Consider the following 14,532-nt stretch of genomic DNA (forward strand, 5'->3'; position numbering starts at 1 on the left):
CGCCAGCCGCGTACCGTCGAAACTGTCGAAGAACTGGGTGGGAGAGCTAGCCACGGGCGTTATCCAGCGATCGGTCGGGGGAATGGTATCGTGCCGCGATATGCCGCCCCGCCCCCGCTGTCGAGCGCCGGTGTCACCGCGCCGCGCGGCCGCCGCAATGACGATTGCAGATTCCGCATGCTGCATGTGCTAGCTTTACATAAGCATACTTATTATGTGGTCGCTATGAGCGACAGCTTGGGATTCCTGCTCGGCGACGTCTCGCGCCTGATGCGCAAGAGGTTCGACGATCGCGCGCGCCGGCTGGGGTCTAGCCGCGCGCAGTGGAAGACCCTGTTCACCCTCTCGCGGCATGAGGGCATTACCCAGGGCCGGCTGGCGGAACTGCTGGAGATCGAACCGATCTCGCTGTGCCGCATGATCGACCGACTGGAGGAATCGGGGCTGGTCGAACGGCGCCGCGATCCCGGTGATCGCCGCGCCTGGAACATCTACCTGACCGACGCGGCCGATCCGGTGCTCACCCAGCTTCGCGACGTCGCCGACGAGCTGATGGAAACGACCCTGCTCGGCTTCGACGCGAAAGCGCGCGACGCGCTGATCGCGTCGCTTGAAATGATCCACGGCAACCTGACCAATACAGATCCCAGTGAAGAGACCGCCCATGGCTGATGCCGACCCCAAGATCGAACGCGCCGGTGCAACCGCGGTGACGACCGAACCCGCGCTGACGGGATCGGACGGCGCCGAGTCGCCGGCAAAGGCACGCCGCAGGCTGCTCCGCCCGCTGCTGATGTTCGGCATTCCGCTGATCGCGATCGCGGTCGCCGGCTATTTCTGGGCGACCTCGGGCCGGTTCGTGTCGACCGACAACGCCTATGTCCGGCAGGACAAGACGTCGGTATCCGCCGATGTCGCCGGCAAGATCGTGTCGGTCGACGTGCGCGAGAACCAGCAGGTGAAGGCGGGCGACGTCCTGTTCCGCATCGATCCCGAGCCCTATCGCATCGCCATCGCCCAGGCGAACGCGGCGATCGCCAACGCGCAGGTCGAGTTGCAGACGCTCCACGCCAGCTATGCCGTCACCGGCGCCGACATCCACGCCGCGCAGGACCGGATCAAGCAGTCGCAGGAGGATTACGGACGCCAGGCCGCGCTGATGAAGTCCGGCTTCACCACCCGCGCCAATCTCCAGGCGGCCGAACACGCGCTGGAACAGGCGCGCGCGACCTATCAGAACGCGGTCGCCACCGCGGCGGAGGCCAAGTCGAAGCTGGCCACCGGCGCCGCGGTGCCGGGGGAGAATCCGGCGATCGCCGCCGCCATCGCCCAGCGCAACAAGGCGATGCTCGATCTCCAGCGGTCGGTGGTGCGCGCGCCGGTCAGCGGGCAGGTCAGCCAGACCAGCCGGCTGGTGCTCGGCCAGTATATGATGTCGGGGCTGCCCGCCGTGACCGTCGTCGCCGACCAGTCATCGTGGGTCGACGCCAATTTCAAGGAAACCGATCTCAACCACATGCGCGTCGGCCAGCCGGCGGAGGTGAGCTTCGACGCTTATCCCGGTCTCAAGCTCAAGGGGCACGTCCAGTCGATCGGCGCGGGAACGGGCAGCGAATTCTCGGTGCTGCCGGCGCAGAACGCCACCGGCAACTGGGTGAAGGTCACCCAGCGCGTGCCTGTCCGCATCGCGATCGACGACAAGAGCCCGCGCCAGCTGATCGCCGGCCTGTCCGCCGACGTCCGCGTCGACGTGCGGGGCGCCCGGAGCGAAAAATAACTCCTCCTTCCCGTTCGCGCTGAACTGGTCGAAGCACCGCCCATGTCGTCGTCCGCCCCCGCGACGAAAAAGATCGGTGCTTCGACCAGCGCAGCGCGAACGGCTTCAGGTTCTCGATCCATGGCCACCGCAGCATCATCCGGCGTGAAGCCGTCGCTCTCGCATCCCGGCCCCGGCGCGGACGGCGCGGCGCTCTACACGCGCAACCGGCCGCTGCTCACCCTCGGGGTGATGCTGGCGACGATCATGCAGATCCTCGATTCGACGATCGCCAACGTCGCGCTTCCGCATATGCAGGCGACGCTCAGCGCGACCGCCGATACCGTCACCTGGATTCTGACCAGCTATATCGTCGCGTCGGCGATCGCGATCCCGATCACCGGCTGGCTGTCCGACCGGGTCGGTTCGCGCAACCTGTTCCTGTGGTCGGTGGCGGGCTTCGTCATCTCCTCGGCGCTGTGCGGCATGGCCAACGGCCTGACCGAGATGGTCGCGTTTCGCATCCTCCAGGGGATCAGCGCCGCGTTCATGAACCCGCTCAGCCAGACGGTGATGCTCGACATCAACCCGCCGCACAAACAGGCCGGGGCGATGTCGATCTGGGGCATGGGCATCATGGTCGGCCCGATCCTGGGGCCGGTGATCGGCGGCTGGCTGACCGACAACTACAACTGGCGCTGGGTGTTCTACGTCAACCTGCCGCTGGGCGTGTTCTGCTTCGTCGTGCTGTGGTTCCTGCTGCCGTCGCGTCCGGTGCGAAAGCGCGAGTTCGATTTGACCGGCTTCTCGCTGCTCGCGCTCGGCATCGCCTCGCTGCAATTGATGCTCGATCGCGGACAGAACGAGGACTGGTTCTCGTCGCACGAGGTCATCATCGAGGCGCTGGTCGCCGGCATCGCGCTGTGGATGGCGATGATCCACATGGCCACCGCCAAAAAGCCGATGTTCGACCGCGAATTGTGGAAGAACCGCACGCTGGTCACCGCGATCCTGTTCATGCTGGTGATCGGCGTGGTGATGATGGCGACAATGGCGCTGTTGCCACCGATGCTGCAGGGCCTGTTCGGTTACCCGGTGCTCGATACCGGCCTGCTGCTGATGCCGCGCGGGCTGGGCGTCGTGTTCAGCATGGCGATCGCCGCGCGGCTCACCCAGCGCGGGTTCGATCCGCGCATCCTGGTCGGCGTCGGTTTCACCATCACCGCCTTTTCGCTGTGGCAGATGACCGAATGGACGCTGATGATGAACGCGCGGCCGTTCATCGTTTCGGGCGTGATCCAGGGGCTGGGGATGGGCCTGATCTTCATGCCGCTCCAGACGATGGCGTTCGCCACGCTGCCGCCGCAGTATCGCACCGAAGGGTCCAGCCTGATGAACCTGTCGCGCAACATCGGCGCATCCGTGGGCATCTCGGCGGTGACCGCGCTGCTGGCGCGCAACACCCAGATCAGCCACAGCGACGTCGGCCAGCACGTCACCTCGGCCGCGCTCGACACGCTCGATCCGTCGATCATCCAGATGGCCGGTGCCACTGGCGATTCGGTGATGGCGATGATCAACGCGGAGGTGACGCGCCAGGCGGCGATGATCGCCTATCTCGACGATTTCCGGGTGATGATGATCGTCACCGCGCTGTCGATCCCGCTGGTGCTGTTCCTCAAGCGTCCGCCGCGCCCTGTGCCGGGTGAAAAGGCAGCGCCGGTCGATCTTCACTAAACGCGCGCGTTCGCCTAGATCGCGGCCAATCTCGCAAAGGAGCCCCTATGTCCGCCGATCCCATCGTCATCGCCTCCTATGCCCGCACGCCGATGGGCAGTTTCCAGGGCAGCCTGACCGATGCCTCCGCCACCGAGCTGGGCGCGGCGGCGGTCGGCGCGGCGGTCGAGCGCGCGGGGCTGACCGGCGAGGCGATCGAGCGCATCTACATGGGCTGCGTCCTCCCCGCCGGCCTTGGCCAGGCGCCGGCGCGGCAGGCGGCACTCAAGGCCGGGCTGCCCGACCATATTGAGGCGACCACGATCAACAAAATGTGCGGATCGGCGATGCAGGCGACCATCCTCGCCGCCGACGCGCTGGCCGCCGGCTCCGTCGACCTGCTGATCGCGGGCGGCATGGAGAGCATGACCAACGCGCCGTACCTGTCGCTGCGCCACCGCGCCGGGGCGCGCATCGGCCACGATGTGCTGAAGGATCATATGTACCTCGACGGACTCGAGGATGCCTATGAGCCGGGCAAGCTGATGGGCAATTTCGCCGAGGAAGTGGCGGTCGAATACCAGTTCACGCGTGAGGCACAGGATGCCTTCGCGATCGAATCGCTGACCCGCGCGCAAAAGGCGCAGCGCTCCGGCGCGTTCGATCGGGAGATCACTCCGGTCGAGCTGAAGACGCGCAAGGGCGTTGTCACCGTCGCGCTCGACGAACAGCCGGCCAAGGGCGATCCCGCCAAGATCCCGACGCTCAAGCCCGCTTTCTCGAAGGACGGCACGATCACCGCCGCCAACGCCTCATCGATCTCGGACGGCGCCGCCGCGCTGGTGCTGACCCGCGCCTCGATCGCGGACAAATATGGCCTGACACCGGTCGCCCGCATCGTCGCCCACGCCGCCCACGCCCATGCCCCGTCGCGCTTCACCACCGCGCCGGTGTTCGCGATGCAAAAGGCGCTGGCCAAGGCCGGCTGGGATCTGAAGGACGTCGATCTGTTCGAGGTCAACGAGGCGTTCGCCACCGTCGCGATGATCGCGATGCGCGATCTGGGCATCCCGCACGACGTGCTCAACATCCACGGCGGCGCGTGTGCGCTGGGCCACCCGATCGGCGCCAGCGGCGCGCGGATCATCGCCACGCTGCTCTCGGCGCTGGAGACCAATGGCCAGAAGCGCGGCCTCGCCTCGCTGTGCATCGGCGGCGGCGAAGCGACGGCGGTGGCGGTGGAATTGCTGAACTGAGCCCGCCGTCATTGCGAGCGAAGCAATCCAGCGCCGAGCGGATAGACGCTGGATTGCTTCGCTACACTCGCAATGACGATCCGGGTTGAGCGGGACTACCCTCACCGCTTGCGCACGAACTCCGCGCGCAGCACCAGCCCCTTGATCCCCTCGTACCGACAATCGATCTCCTGGGCGTCGCCGGTCAGGCGGATCGCCTTGATCACCGTCCCGCGCTTCAGCGTCTGGTTGGCGCCCTTGACGGTCAGATCCTTGATCAGCGTCACCGAATCGCCGTCGGCCAGCACATTGCCGACCGCGTCGCGCACCTCGACCGCGTCGCCGCCACCGTCCGCGGCAAGCTGAGACGCCGGCACCCATTCGCCGGTCGCCTCGTCATAGACATAATCCTCGTCCGCCGTCGCCGCGTCGGTCACTTCCCGCCAACCGTGCGATCGAGGAAGTTGAGGATCGTCGTCCACACGTGGATGTCGCGTCCCGCCGAGTGGGTCTTGCCCGGATACATCATCATCTCGAACGGCGTGTTGGTCGCCTGCATCTTCGCGGCGAAGGCGGTCGAATTGTCGAGAACGACATTGTCGTCGGCCATGCCGTGGATCAGCATCAGCGGATCGCTGATCTTTGCCGCGTTGTCGATCGCGTTCGATGCGGCATAGGCGGCGGGCACCTTGCGCGGATCGCCCATGTAGCGTTCGGTATAATGGGTGTCGTACAACTCCCACTTCGTCACCGGCGCGCCGGCGATGCCCGCGGCATAGACGCCGGGGTTCGCCTCCAGCATCTTCAGCGTCATATAGCCGCCATAGGACCAGCCATAGGTCGCGATCCGCTTCGGATCGATGAAGTCGAGCGACTTGAGGTAATTGGCGCCGGCGAGCTGATCCTGCACCTCGATCGATCCCATCGCGTGCCAGATCGCGTCCTCGAACGCCTTGCCGCGATTGGGCGATCCGCGATTGTCGATCTCGAACACGACATAGCCGCGATCGACGAGCAGCTGGTGCAGCGCCCCGCCCCAGTTGCGGCTGACCGTCTGGCTGCTCGGGCCGCCGTAATGTTCGAAGAACACCGGGTATTTCTTGCCCGGCTCCAGCACCGGGGTGATCATCTTCCAGTGCAGCGTCTCGCCGTCGGGCGTCTTCAGCTCGCCGAACTTGGTCGGCTGATGGCTGGCGACATAGGGGAAATAGGGGTGGCCCTGCGCCACCTCATTCTCGTTGAGCCACGCGGTGCGCTGGCCGGTGGTGTCGGCCAGATAGACCTGGGTCGGCTGGTCGGGGTTGGACCGGCTGACGATGAAGTGGCTCGCGCTGCTGTCGGCGACGGCGGTGTTCCACCAGCCCACGCCGGTCAGCCTGGTGATCGTCCCGACCTTGGCCAGCGCCGCCTTGCTCGCGCCCGGCGTGGCAAGGTCCAGGCTGTAGAGGTGCCGTTCGAGCACATCGTCCTTGTTGCCCAGGAAATAGAGCTTGGCCTTGTCCTCATCGACCGCAACGACACTGTCGACTTCCCACGGCCCCTTGGTGAGCTGGGTCCATTTGCCCGCGGCGAAGCGATAGAGGTGGCCGTGGCCGTCGCGCTCGGACCACCAGATCAGGCTGCCGTCGCGCATCGGCTGGAGCACGTCGGACAAATTGACCCAGCTTTTCGGTCCGGCCTTCTCGCTGAACAGCAGCTTGGCGGCGCCGGTGGCCGGATCGACGCGCAGCACGTCGAGCTGCGTCTGCGCGCGGTTCATCCGCTGGACCAGCAGCGCCGATCCATCAGGCATCCAGCGCACCCGCGTCAGATAGATGTCGGGATCGGTACCCAGGTCGACCTTGACCTTGCCCGATCCATCGGGGCGCATCACGTACAGCTCGACCAGCACGTTGGGCGTGCCGGCGGCGGGATAGCGTTGCTCGAACACGCGGGTGCCGTCCGCGCCGATCGCCGCGCGGGTGACCACGCCGACCGGCGCTTCGTCGAACCGCTCGACCGCGATGTAATTCTCGTCCGGCGACCACCAATAGCCGGTCGAGCGCCCCATTTCCTCCTGCGCGACGAATTCAGCCTCACCCCAGTGCACCGTGCCGGCGCCGTCCGTGGTGATCTTCGCGTCGGCACCGCTGGCGAGATCGAGCACGTGGAGGTTCTGGTCGCGCACGAAGCTGGCAAACTTCCCGCGCGGGCTCACCACCGAGTTCAGTTCGCCGTCGGGGGTGTTGGTCAGCTGCTTCACCTCGCCGTCGAGCGAGGCGAGGTAGAGATCGCCGTCAAGCGGCACCAGGATCGACTGGCCGTCGGACGACCATTGATAGGCGACGATGCCGCGCTGGTTGCCGATGCGGGCGCGCTCGCGCTGCATCTTCTCCGCCTCGGTCAGTTCGGCGCCGCTGCCGACCTTCTTGCTGTCGACCAGCATCCGCCACTGTCCGGTGGCGGTGTCCATCGCCCACAGGTCATAGCGATCCTTTTCCTCCGCGCGCGGGCGCAGCGAGGTCACCATCTTGCCGTCGGGCGACATCCGCAACATGCGCGGCTGCTCGCCGGCCAGGTCGGGGCTGGCGAAGACGCGCTGGAGCGTCAGGTCATCGGCGTGGGCGGGTGCGGTCATGACCAGGGCGGTGGCGGCAGCGGCGGCCGCGGAGAGGAGGCGGTGCATGGCGGATGGTGTAGCCGCCCGTCCGCCGCTAGCCAAGCCGGCGCGCGCGCACAAAAAAGCGGCCGCCCGTCGAACAGGCGGCCGCTGATCTGTCAGCCGATGCTGCGCGCTGCGATTACTCGGCGGCGGCGGCGTTGTCGCCCGGACGCGGGTCACGACGCTCGGCGATACGTGCCGACTTGCCGGTGCGGCCGCGCAGATAATAGAGCTTGGCGCGACGCACGACGCCGCGGCGCACGACCTCGATCGAATCGATGTTCGGCGAATAGAGCGGGAACACGCGCTCGACGCCCTCGCCGAACGAAATCTTGCGCACGGTGAAGTTGCTGCCCATGCCCTTGTTCGAGCGGGCGATGCACACGCCTTCATAGTTCTGGACGCGGGTGCGCTCGCCTTCGACCACGCGCACGCCGACGCGCAGCGTGTCGCCGGCGCGGAATTCCGGAATCTTCTTCGCCTCGTTGAACTTGGCGATGTTTTCGGCCTCGATCGTCTGGATCAGGTTCATTTCGGTTCGTCCTCTGACGTGTGCCGCGCGCCAGAGGGAGACTGGACCCGAGCGCCCTCATGGCGCTCCCAAAGGTCCGGCCTCCGTAGCCGTGTATCGGTCTCGGCCATCGACTTTCGCCAGGCCGCGATCCTCGCATGATCCCCCGATCGCAGCACTTCGGGGATCGTGCGCCCTTCCCATTCAGCAGGTCGGGTATAGTGCGGATATTCGAGGAGGCCGCTTTCGAAGCTTTCCTCGTCCCCGCTGGAAGGCGCGCCCATTACGCCGGGAAGCAGCCGAATGCAAGCGTCGAGCAGCACCAGCGCCCCCATCTCGCCGCCCGACAGCACATAGTCGCCGATCGACACCGGCTCGATCGCCCGCGCCTCGAACAATCGCTCGTCGAACCCTTCGAACCGGCCGCACAGCACGATCGCGCCCGGCCCCGCCGCCAGTTCGCGTACCCGCGCCTGGGCGAGCGGTCGGCCGCGCGGGGTCATCGCCAGTATCGGCCGCCCGTCCGCGACGCTGTCGAGCGCGCGGGCCACCACATCCGCCCGCAGCACCATCCCCGCGCCACCGCCTGCCGGCGTGTCGTCGACGGTGCGATGCCTGTCGGCGGCGAAGTCGCGGATCTGCACGGTATCGAGCCGCCACCGCGCCTCGCTCAGCGCCCGCCCCGCGAGCGACACGCCGAGCGGGCCGGGGAACATCTCCGGATAAAGCGTCAGTACAGTGGCGGCGAAGGTCATTCGGTCCAGTTCTCGACCCGAAGGCCGGCGATATCGGCGAAATCGCGCGGGTTGTTGGTGACCAGCGTCAGATCGAGCGCGAGCGCGTGCGCGGCGATCAGCCGGTCGAGATTGCCCCGGCTGAACGGAAGGCCGGCATAAGCGTCTCCCGCCGCGGTTTCAAAGGGTTGCGGCGGAATTCGTTCGAATAGCGCCCGCGCGGCGGCTTCGCCCTCCAGATGGCGCGCACCGACCATCACTTCAGCGTACACGACCGCGGAGGTGACCAATTCGCCCTCGCCGCAAGCCTCGATGCGACGGCGCAGACGTTCGTCGCTGGCCTCGAGCAGATAGATGCAGATATTGGTGTCCAGCAGATATGCTGGCTCACTTTCCCTCGTCATCGGCGCCACCCCAATCGCGTTCGACTTCGTCGAAAGGCTGGCGTTTCAGGCCCGGAATCGCCCCCCAGATCCCGGTCAGGTCGATCTTCTTCGCCTCTACAGGCACGGGCTCGAACGCGAACTTGCCGCGCTCCTCGCGCACGATCATCTCGACGCCTTCCTCCAGCCCCAGCGCCTTGGGCAGCCGCAGCGCGAGCGAATTGCCCGATTTGAACACCTTGGCGCGATATTCCTTCATCACCGTCACTCCGTATATACGCAATGTATATACATGACGCGCCGATCACAAGCTCCGGGATCAGGGCCTATGGCGCCAAGGCGAGCCGCAGTTCCTGCAACGTCGGCGTCGCGGTCGGCGCCAGCAGGATGCTGCCGCGCAGCTTCACCGCGCCGCAATCCCAGGTGAAGCTGCCGGCCATCGCCGTGCCCGGCTGGATCGGCGCGTCGGTACGGCACGCGGTCCCGGCCCGCTGGCGCAGCGCGGCCAAATCGCCCTTCCACAGCGCCGCATTGCGATCCATCAGGAAGTTCATCGCCAGCCGATCCTTGGCCACCAGGACGTCGCCCGCCTGCCAGATTTTCTGCGCGGCGGCATAGCCGGCGGCCAGCGCCGGGCTGACCGCGATCGGGCGCGCGGGGAGCAGCCCCGCGTCCTTCATCAGCTTCAGCGCCTGATACGCCGGCGGCACCGGTGCGCCATAAGTGCGGCTGGCGAAGGCGAAGATGCCGACGCCCTGTTCGGGCAGCAGGATCACCACCGATCCATAGCCGGGATAGCCCCCGGTATGGGTGACATAGTCGAAGTCGCAGTCGCTGATCACCCGCCATGCGAAGCCATAGGCGCCCGCCTGCGGGCATTCGCCCTGCCCCAGCCCGGCGCGGCGCTGGCCGAGCGTGGCGAAGCCGTCGCCCTGCACGATCTCGCGCACGCTCGCGCGCTTGAGCGGCCCGGCATCGGCGCCGTCGCGCGCCGGCCATGCCGACAGCAGCCAGCCGACATAACGCGCATAGTCGTTCGCGCTGGTCTCCAGCCCGCCCATCGCGCCGAACGCGCCGCGCGCCATGTCCGGCTCGCGCAGCCACGCCTCCTTTTCCCAGCGATAGCCGATCGCGCGCTCGCCGATCGGCGATTGCGCGATGTCATAGCCAGTATGCGTCATGCCCAGCGGGTGCAGGATGCGTTCGGCGACATAGTCCTCGAACGCCTTGCCAGACACGTTGGTGATGATCCGCCCGAGCAGCGCATAGCCGAAGTTGGAATATTCCATCGCGCTCTGCGGCGGCCGGCTGAACGGCACGCCGGCGGCGATCATCCGGGTGAATTCCGCCTCGGGGAGCGGCTGTTGCCGGTCGCCCCACGGATTGTCGTCGACGAAGCCGGCGGTGTGGGTCAGCAGGTCGCGCACCCGGATACGCGGGCTGTCGGCGGTGGGATAGGTCCAGCCGCGCATCTCCGGCACATGGGTTTCGGCCAGGTCGTCCAGCCGCAGCTTGCCCTGGTCGCGAAGGTCCAGGATCGCCAGCGCGGTGAACGCCTTCGACATCGATGCGATGCGGAAACGCGAATCGGCGGTGATCGGCCGCCGCGTAGCGACGTCCTGCACGCCGAGGCCCTTCACCGTCACCAGCCGCCCGTCCTTGACGATGCCATAGACCAGTCCGGGGATATGCTGCTCGCGGACATAATCCTCGAACAAGGCGGCGATCGCGGGCGTGACGCTGTCGATGCCCTGCGCCGCGGCGGCGGGGGGCACCGGGGTCGGCTGGGCAGAGGCGGTCGCGCAATGGAGCGCGAGAGATGCCCCGATCACGCCAATCATTTTGTAAGCGGTCATCCCCGTTTCTCCCCTGTCGAACACGCGCAGGGATAGCGGCGAAGTCGCTCCGGCGGAACCCGGAGCTTGCCAGCGGGATTATGGCGCGATGGACGATTGCATCATCATCGGCGCGGGGCCGGCCGGGCTGACCGCCGCGATCTATCTCGCGCGGTTCCACCTTTCGATCCGCCTGCTCGATTGTGGCACCAGCCGCGCGCGGCTGATCCCGCGCACGATGAACCACGCCGGCTTTCCCGACGGCATCGCCGGCGCCGACCTGCTGACGCTGATGCTGCGCCAGGCCGAGCGTTACGGCGCGGTGCGCGAACTGGTCGAGGCGACGGCGATCGAGCGCGTTGGCGACGCTTTCCGTGTCGCCGCCGGCAAGCGGGAATATCGCGCGCGGGCGGTGTTGCTGGCGACGGGTGTGGTCAACAACCGGCCGGAGATGGACTCGGACACGCACGATGCCGCCCTCGCCAGCGGGCTGATCCGCTACTGCCCGATCTGCGACGGGTTCGAGGTCACCGATCGCAAGGTTGCGGTGATCGGCACCGGCGACCACGGGATGCGCGAGGCGCTGTTCCTGCGCGGTTATACCCGCGACATCAACCTGATCGCCCCCGGCGGCGCGCACGAGCTGGATGCCGGGTGTCAACGCGCACTCGACGAGGCTGGGATCGTCCGGCTCGATGGTCCGTACACTCCGATCAGCATCGAGGGCGATTCGATCGTGATCGGCACCGCCAGCGGCACGCACCGCTTCGATACCGTCTACCCCGCGCTGGGATCGGTGATCCGGTCAAAGCTGGCGGTCGCCGCTGGCGCGCGCGCCAGCGAGGACGGTTGCCTGGAAGTCGATGCGCACCAGCGCACGTCGGTGCCTGGCCTGTTCGCGGCGGGTGACGTGGTGAAGGGGCTCGACCAGATCAGCCACGCGATGGGTGAGGCCGGGGTCGCCGCGACCACGATCCGCAACACCTTGAACGAAGCGCGGCCGATCCGCCGCTGACAGGCAGCAGCGCCTATTCGGCGAACGCCGCGTTGAGCACCAGCCGTTCGTCATTCCATTCGGGCACGGCGGCGGGTGTCATCGGCGCCATGAACCGCTTGCCGTCGGGCCGGACGATCTCGATCACATCCCCCGCGCCGTAATTGTCGATCGCGGCGATGCTGCCGATCGCGGCGCCGTCATCCGACACCACCGGCAGGCCGATCAGGTCGGCGTGGTAATATTCGCCCTCGCCCAGCGGCGGCAGCGCCGCGCGCGGGACGGTCAGTTCGGTGCCCCGCAACCGCTCGGCGGCGGTGCGGTCCGGCACCTCGGCGAAGCGGGCGATGGCGCCGTTCGAGCCCGCCCGCAGCGACTTCAACGTCAGCGTGCCGCCGTTGAAGCTGGCGTGCGCCGACAGATCGTCGGCGAACACCTTGAGCCGGACCTCGCCCGCCACGCCGTGCGCGCCGATGACGACGGCCAGCGTGACGGGCGTATCCTTGGCCATGCGCGCTTACGCCTTGGCCTCTTCCTCGGCGGCCGGAGCCTCCTCGGCCGGCGCGACGGCCTCGACCGGCGGGGTCTGCTCGGCGACGGCCTCGGCGACCTGCTCGGCTTCCGGAGTCGGGGCTTCGGTGGCAGCCTCGACCTCGGCGGCGACGACCGCTTCGGTTTCCGCGTTCGAGCCCTCGGCCGGAGCCTCCTCGGCGGCCGGAGCCTCCTCGACCGCCGGCGCCGGAGCGGCGGCGGCCTCGGCGGCGGCTTCCTCGGCGGCCTTCAGCTTCTCGGCACGCTCCTCGGCGCGCTCGGTCGCCTTCTCGCCCGGCTTGCCCTTGTTCGGGTTGTTGCGCGCGGCGCGCTCGCGCACGCCGGCGGCATCCAGGAAGCGGGCGACGCGGTCGGTCGGCTGCGCGCCGACGCCCAGCCAATGCTTGGCGCGGTCGCCGTCGAGCACGATGCGCTTGGCGTCGTCCTTGGCCAGCAGCGGGTTGTAGGTGCCGATCTTCTCGATGAAGCGGCCGTCGCGCGGGCTGCGCGCATCGGCGACGACGATGCGGTAATAGGGACGCTTCTTGGAGCCGCCACGCGACAGACGAATGCTAAGTGCCATTACAATCCTTCTTTCTTCAATATCTTAGCGCCGGATCATCCCGGCAGGTTTCACTTCTTCTTCAAAAAATTCTCGAAGCCGGGCGGCAGCTTCGGCATCCCCCCCGGCCCGCCAAGGCCGGGCAGGCCGCCGGCCGGCGCGTCCATCTTGCCCATCATGTCGCCCAGCTGCGCGCCACCCAGCGCGTTGCCGATGCCGCCCATGCCGCCGCCCGGACCACCGCGCCCCAGCATCGCCGCCATGCCCTTCAATCCGCCCATCTTGCGGATCTTCTTCATCGCGGTGGACATTTCCTGATGCATCTTGAGCAGCTTGTTGACGTCCTGAACGGTCGTCCCCGAACCCTTGGCGACGCGGATCTTGCGCTTGGCGTTGATCAGTTCGGGCTTCGCGCGCTCCTTGGGCGTCATCGATCCGATCATCGCGTCCATCCGCAGCAGGATGCGTTCGTCGACCGCGCCCGACGCCATCGCCGCCTGCGCCTTCTTCATTCCGGGAATCATCCCGGCCAGCGCGCCCAGCCCGCCCATCCGGCGCATCTGCGCCAGCTGCGCGCGCAGGTCGTTCATGTCGAACTGGCCCTTGGCCAGCTTGGCCGCCATCCGCTCGGCGTCCTCGGCCTCGATCGACTGGGCGGCCTTCTCGACCAGCGACACCACGTCGCCCATGCCCAGGATGCGGCCGGCGACGCGCTGCGGGTGGAACGGCTCGATCGCGTCGAGCTTTTCGCCGACGCCGGCGAACTTGATCGGCTTGCCGGTGACCGCGCGCATCGACAGCGCCGCGCCGCCGCGCGCATCGCCGTCCAGCCGGGTCAGGATCACGCCGGTCAACGGCACCTGATCGCCGAACGACTTGGCGACGTTGACCGCGTCCTGCCCGGTCAGGCTGTCGACCACCAGCAGGATCTCGCTCGGCGTGGCTATATCCGCCACCGCCTTCATCTCGTCCATCAGCGCCTGGTCGACGTGCAGCCGCCCGGCGGTGTCCAGCATCAGCACGTCGAAGCCCTGCAGCTTCGCCGCCTGCAACGCCCGGCGAGCGATGTCGACCGGCTGCTGGCCGGCGACGATCGGCAGCGTCGCCACCTCGGTCTGGGTGCCGAGCACCGCGAGCTGTTCCTGCGCGGCCGGGCGATTGACGTCGAGCGACGCCATCATCACCTTCTTGCCGTTCTGCGCCTTCAGCAGCCTGGCCAGCTTGGCGGTAGTGGTGGTCTTGCCCGATCCCTGCAGGCCGACCAGCATCACCACGGCGGGCGGCGTCACGTCGATATCCAGCCCGACGTTGTCGGCGCCCAGCATCTCGACCAGCGCGTCGTTGACGATCTTGACGACCTGCTGCCCCGGCGTGACCGACCGCAGCACCTGCTGGCCGACCGCCTGTTCGGTCACCTTGTCGACAAAGGCACGCGCGACCGGCAGCGCGACGTCGGCTTCGAGCAGCGCGACGCGCACTTCGCGCATCGCGGCGCGGACATCGGCTTCAGTGAGGGCGCCGCGACCGCGCAGGCGGTCGAACACCCCTCCCAGCCGGTCGCTCAAGCTCTCGAACATGCACGTCTCCAATGACCTACGGCCACGAAACGCATAAAACGCCGGCGGACGAAACCT

At 67.5% G+C, this 14,532-nt stretch carries 14 protein-coding genes and 1 pseudogene; 5 read left to right on the plus strand and 10 right to left on the minus strand.

Translation table 11 applies throughout. The annotated features are described in order from the left end of the window. The 4 genes from VNR91_RS07755 to VNR91_RS07770 all read left to right on the plus strand — a co-directional run. The coding region (locus tag VNR91_RS07755; protein ID WP_325490199.1) for a MarR family transcriptional regulator at window positions 1-672 on the plus strand (672 nt) is incomplete at its 5' end. Then, window positions 665-1,777 (plus strand): HlyD family secretion protein, encoded by a 1,113-nt coding sequence (locus tag VNR91_RS07760; protein ID WP_325490200.1) that lies wholly within the window; start codon window positions 665-667, stop codon window positions 1,775-1,777. The genes VNR91_RS07755 and VNR91_RS07760, both read left to right, overlap by 8 nt. A gap of 144 nt (window positions 1,778-1,921) precedes the next feature. Next, complete coding sequence (locus tag VNR91_RS07765) at window positions 1,922-3,493, plus strand: DHA2 family efflux MFS transporter permease subunit (RefSeq protein WP_325490201.1); 1,572 nt, start codon at window positions 1,922-1,924, stop codon at window positions 3,491-3,493. Window positions 3,494-3,540: 47 nt separating this feature from the next. Further along, entirely contained in the window at window positions 3,541-4,728 is a 1,188-nt protein-coding gene (locus VNR91_RS07770) for an acetyl-CoA C-acyltransferase (RefSeq protein WP_325490202.1), read from the plus strand. Window positions 4,729-4,829: 101 nt separating this feature from the next. Here VNR91_RS07770 and VNR91_RS07775 read toward each other — a convergent pair whose 3' ends face one another. The 7 genes from VNR91_RS07775 to VNR91_RS07805 form a co-directional block, all read right to left on the minus strand. Then, the gene (locus tag VNR91_RS07775) at window positions 4,830-5,144 is read right to left on the minus strand and encodes an alkylphosphonate utilization protein (protein ID WP_325490203.1); all 315 of its coding nucleotides are present in this window, start codon (window positions 5,142-5,144) and stop codon (window positions 4,830-4,832) included. After that, window positions 5,141-7,372 carry a S9 family peptidase gene (locus VNR91_RS07780; protein ID WP_414712393.1) on the minus strand — a complete coding sequence of 744 codons (2,232 nt, stop codon included), beginning with the start codon at window positions 7,370-7,372 and terminating at the stop codon, window positions 5,141-5,143. The genes VNR91_RS07775 and VNR91_RS07780 overlap by 4 nt, the downstream gene beginning before the upstream one ends. 115 nt (window positions 7,373-7,487) lie before the next feature. Next, window positions 7,488-7,880, minus strand: coding sequence for a 50S ribosomal protein L19 (rplS, locus tag VNR91_RS07785; protein WP_325490205.1), 393 nt, complete (start codon window positions 7,878-7,880; stop codon window positions 7,488-7,490). Beyond that, window positions 7,877-8,614 (minus strand): tRNA (guanosine(37)-N1)-methyltransferase TrmD, encoded by a 738-nt coding sequence (gene trmD, locus VNR91_RS07790; RefSeq protein ID WP_325490206.1) that lies wholly within the window; start codon window positions 8,612-8,614, stop codon window positions 7,877-7,879. The genes rplS and trmD overlap by 4 nt, the downstream gene beginning before the upstream one ends. Continuing rightward, on the minus strand, window positions 8,611-8,997 hold the full coding sequence (locus VNR91_RS07795) for a type II toxin-antitoxin system VapC family toxin (protein ID WP_325490255.1): 387 nt from the start codon (window positions 8,995-8,997) through the stop codon (window positions 8,611-8,613). Before VNR91_RS07795 ends, trmD begins: the two co-directional genes overlap by 4 nt. Beyond that, window positions 8,981-9,238, minus strand: a complete 258-nt coding sequence (locus tag VNR91_RS07800; RefSeq protein WP_325490256.1) for an AbrB/MazE/SpoVT family DNA-binding domain-containing protein — start codon at window positions 9,236-9,238, stop codon at window positions 8,981-8,983. Before VNR91_RS07800 ends, VNR91_RS07795 begins: the two co-directional genes overlap by 17 nt. Window positions 9,239-9,302: 64 nt before the next feature. Continuing rightward, window positions 9,303-10,832, minus strand: a complete 1,530-nt coding sequence (locus tag VNR91_RS07805; protein ID WP_325490207.1) for a serine hydrolase domain-containing protein — start codon at window positions 10,830-10,832, stop codon at window positions 9,303-9,305. An 88-nt stretch (window positions 10,833-10,920) separates the two neighbouring features. Here VNR91_RS07805 and VNR91_RS07810 point away from each other — a divergent pair, with 88 nt between their 5' ends. After that, the gene (locus VNR91_RS07810) at window positions 10,921-11,826 is read left to right on the plus strand and encodes an NAD(P)/FAD-dependent oxidoreductase (protein ID WP_325490208.1); all 906 of its coding nucleotides are present in this window, start codon (window positions 10,921-10,923) and stop codon (window positions 11,824-11,826) included. Window positions 11,827-11,839: 13 nt separating this feature from the next. On the opposite strand, the gene rimM is transcribed toward VNR91_RS07810, so the two are convergent. The 3 genes and pseudogenes from rimM to ffh form a co-directional block, all read right to left on the minus strand. Further along, on the minus strand, window positions 11,840-12,316 hold the full coding sequence (gene rimM, locus VNR91_RS07815) for a ribosome maturation factor RimM (RefSeq protein ID WP_325490209.1): 477 nt from the start codon (window positions 12,314-12,316) through the stop codon (window positions 11,840-11,842). Window positions 12,317-12,472: 156 nt separating this feature from the next. After that, window positions 12,473-12,919: pseudogene (gene rpsP, locus VNR91_RS07820) on the minus strand (30S ribosomal protein S16); the annotation flags it as partial. A gap of 50 nt (window positions 12,920-12,969) precedes the next feature. Further along, on the minus strand, window positions 12,970-14,475 hold the full coding sequence (gene ffh, locus VNR91_RS07825) for a signal recognition particle protein (protein ID WP_325490210.1): 1,506 nt from the start codon (window positions 14,473-14,475) through the stop codon (window positions 12,970-12,972). Between the last annotated feature and the right edge of the window lie 57 nt (window positions 14,476-14,532).

This window comes from Sphingomonas sp. (assembly GCF_035555815.1).
Classification (GTDB): Bacteria; Pseudomonadota; Alphaproteobacteria; order Sphingomonadales; family Sphingomonadaceae; genus Sphingomonas.

What these genes read in the sequence shown, in the direction of transcription:
- VNR91_RS07760 (WP_325490200.1), top strand. Translation starts at nt 665, where the DNA reads ATGGCTGATGCCGACCCCAAGATCGAACGCGCCGGTGCAACCGCGGTG.
- VNR91_RS07770 (WP_325490202.1), top strand. Translation starts at nt 3,541, where the DNA reads ATGTCCGCCGATCCCATCGTCATCGCCTCCTATGCCCGCACGCCGATG.
- VNR91_RS07780 (WP_414712393.1), bottom strand. Translation starts at nt 7,372, where the DNA reads ATGCACCGCCTCCTCTCCGCGGCCGCCGCTGCCGCCACCGCCCTGGTC.
- rplS (WP_325490205.1), bottom strand. Translation starts at nt 7,880, where the DNA reads ATGAACCTGATCCAGACGATCGAGGCCGAAAACATCGCCAAGTTCAAC.
- trmD (WP_325490206.1), bottom strand. Translation starts at nt 8,614, where the DNA reads ATGACCTTCGCCGCCACTGTACTGACGCTTTATCCGGAGATGTTCCCC.
- VNR91_RS07795 (WP_325490255.1), bottom strand. Translation starts at nt 8,997, where the DNA reads ATGACGAGGGAAAGTGAGCCAGCATATCTGCTGGACACCAATATCTGC.
- VNR91_RS07805 (WP_325490207.1), bottom strand. Translation starts at nt 10,832, where the DNA reads ATGACCGCTTACAAAATGATTGGCGTGATCGGGGCATCTCTCGCGCTC.
- VNR91_RS07810 (WP_325490208.1), top strand. Translation starts at nt 10,921, where the DNA reads ATGGACGATTGCATCATCATCGGCGCGGGGCCGGCCGGGCTGACCGCC.
- rimM (WP_325490209.1), bottom strand. Translation starts at nt 12,316, where the DNA reads ATGGCCAAGGATACGCCCGTCACGCTGGCCGTCGTCATCGGCGCGCAC.
- ffh (WP_325490210.1), bottom strand. Translation starts at nt 14,475, where the DNA reads ATGTTCGAGAGCTTGAGCGACCGGCTGGGAGGGGTGTTCGACCGCCTG.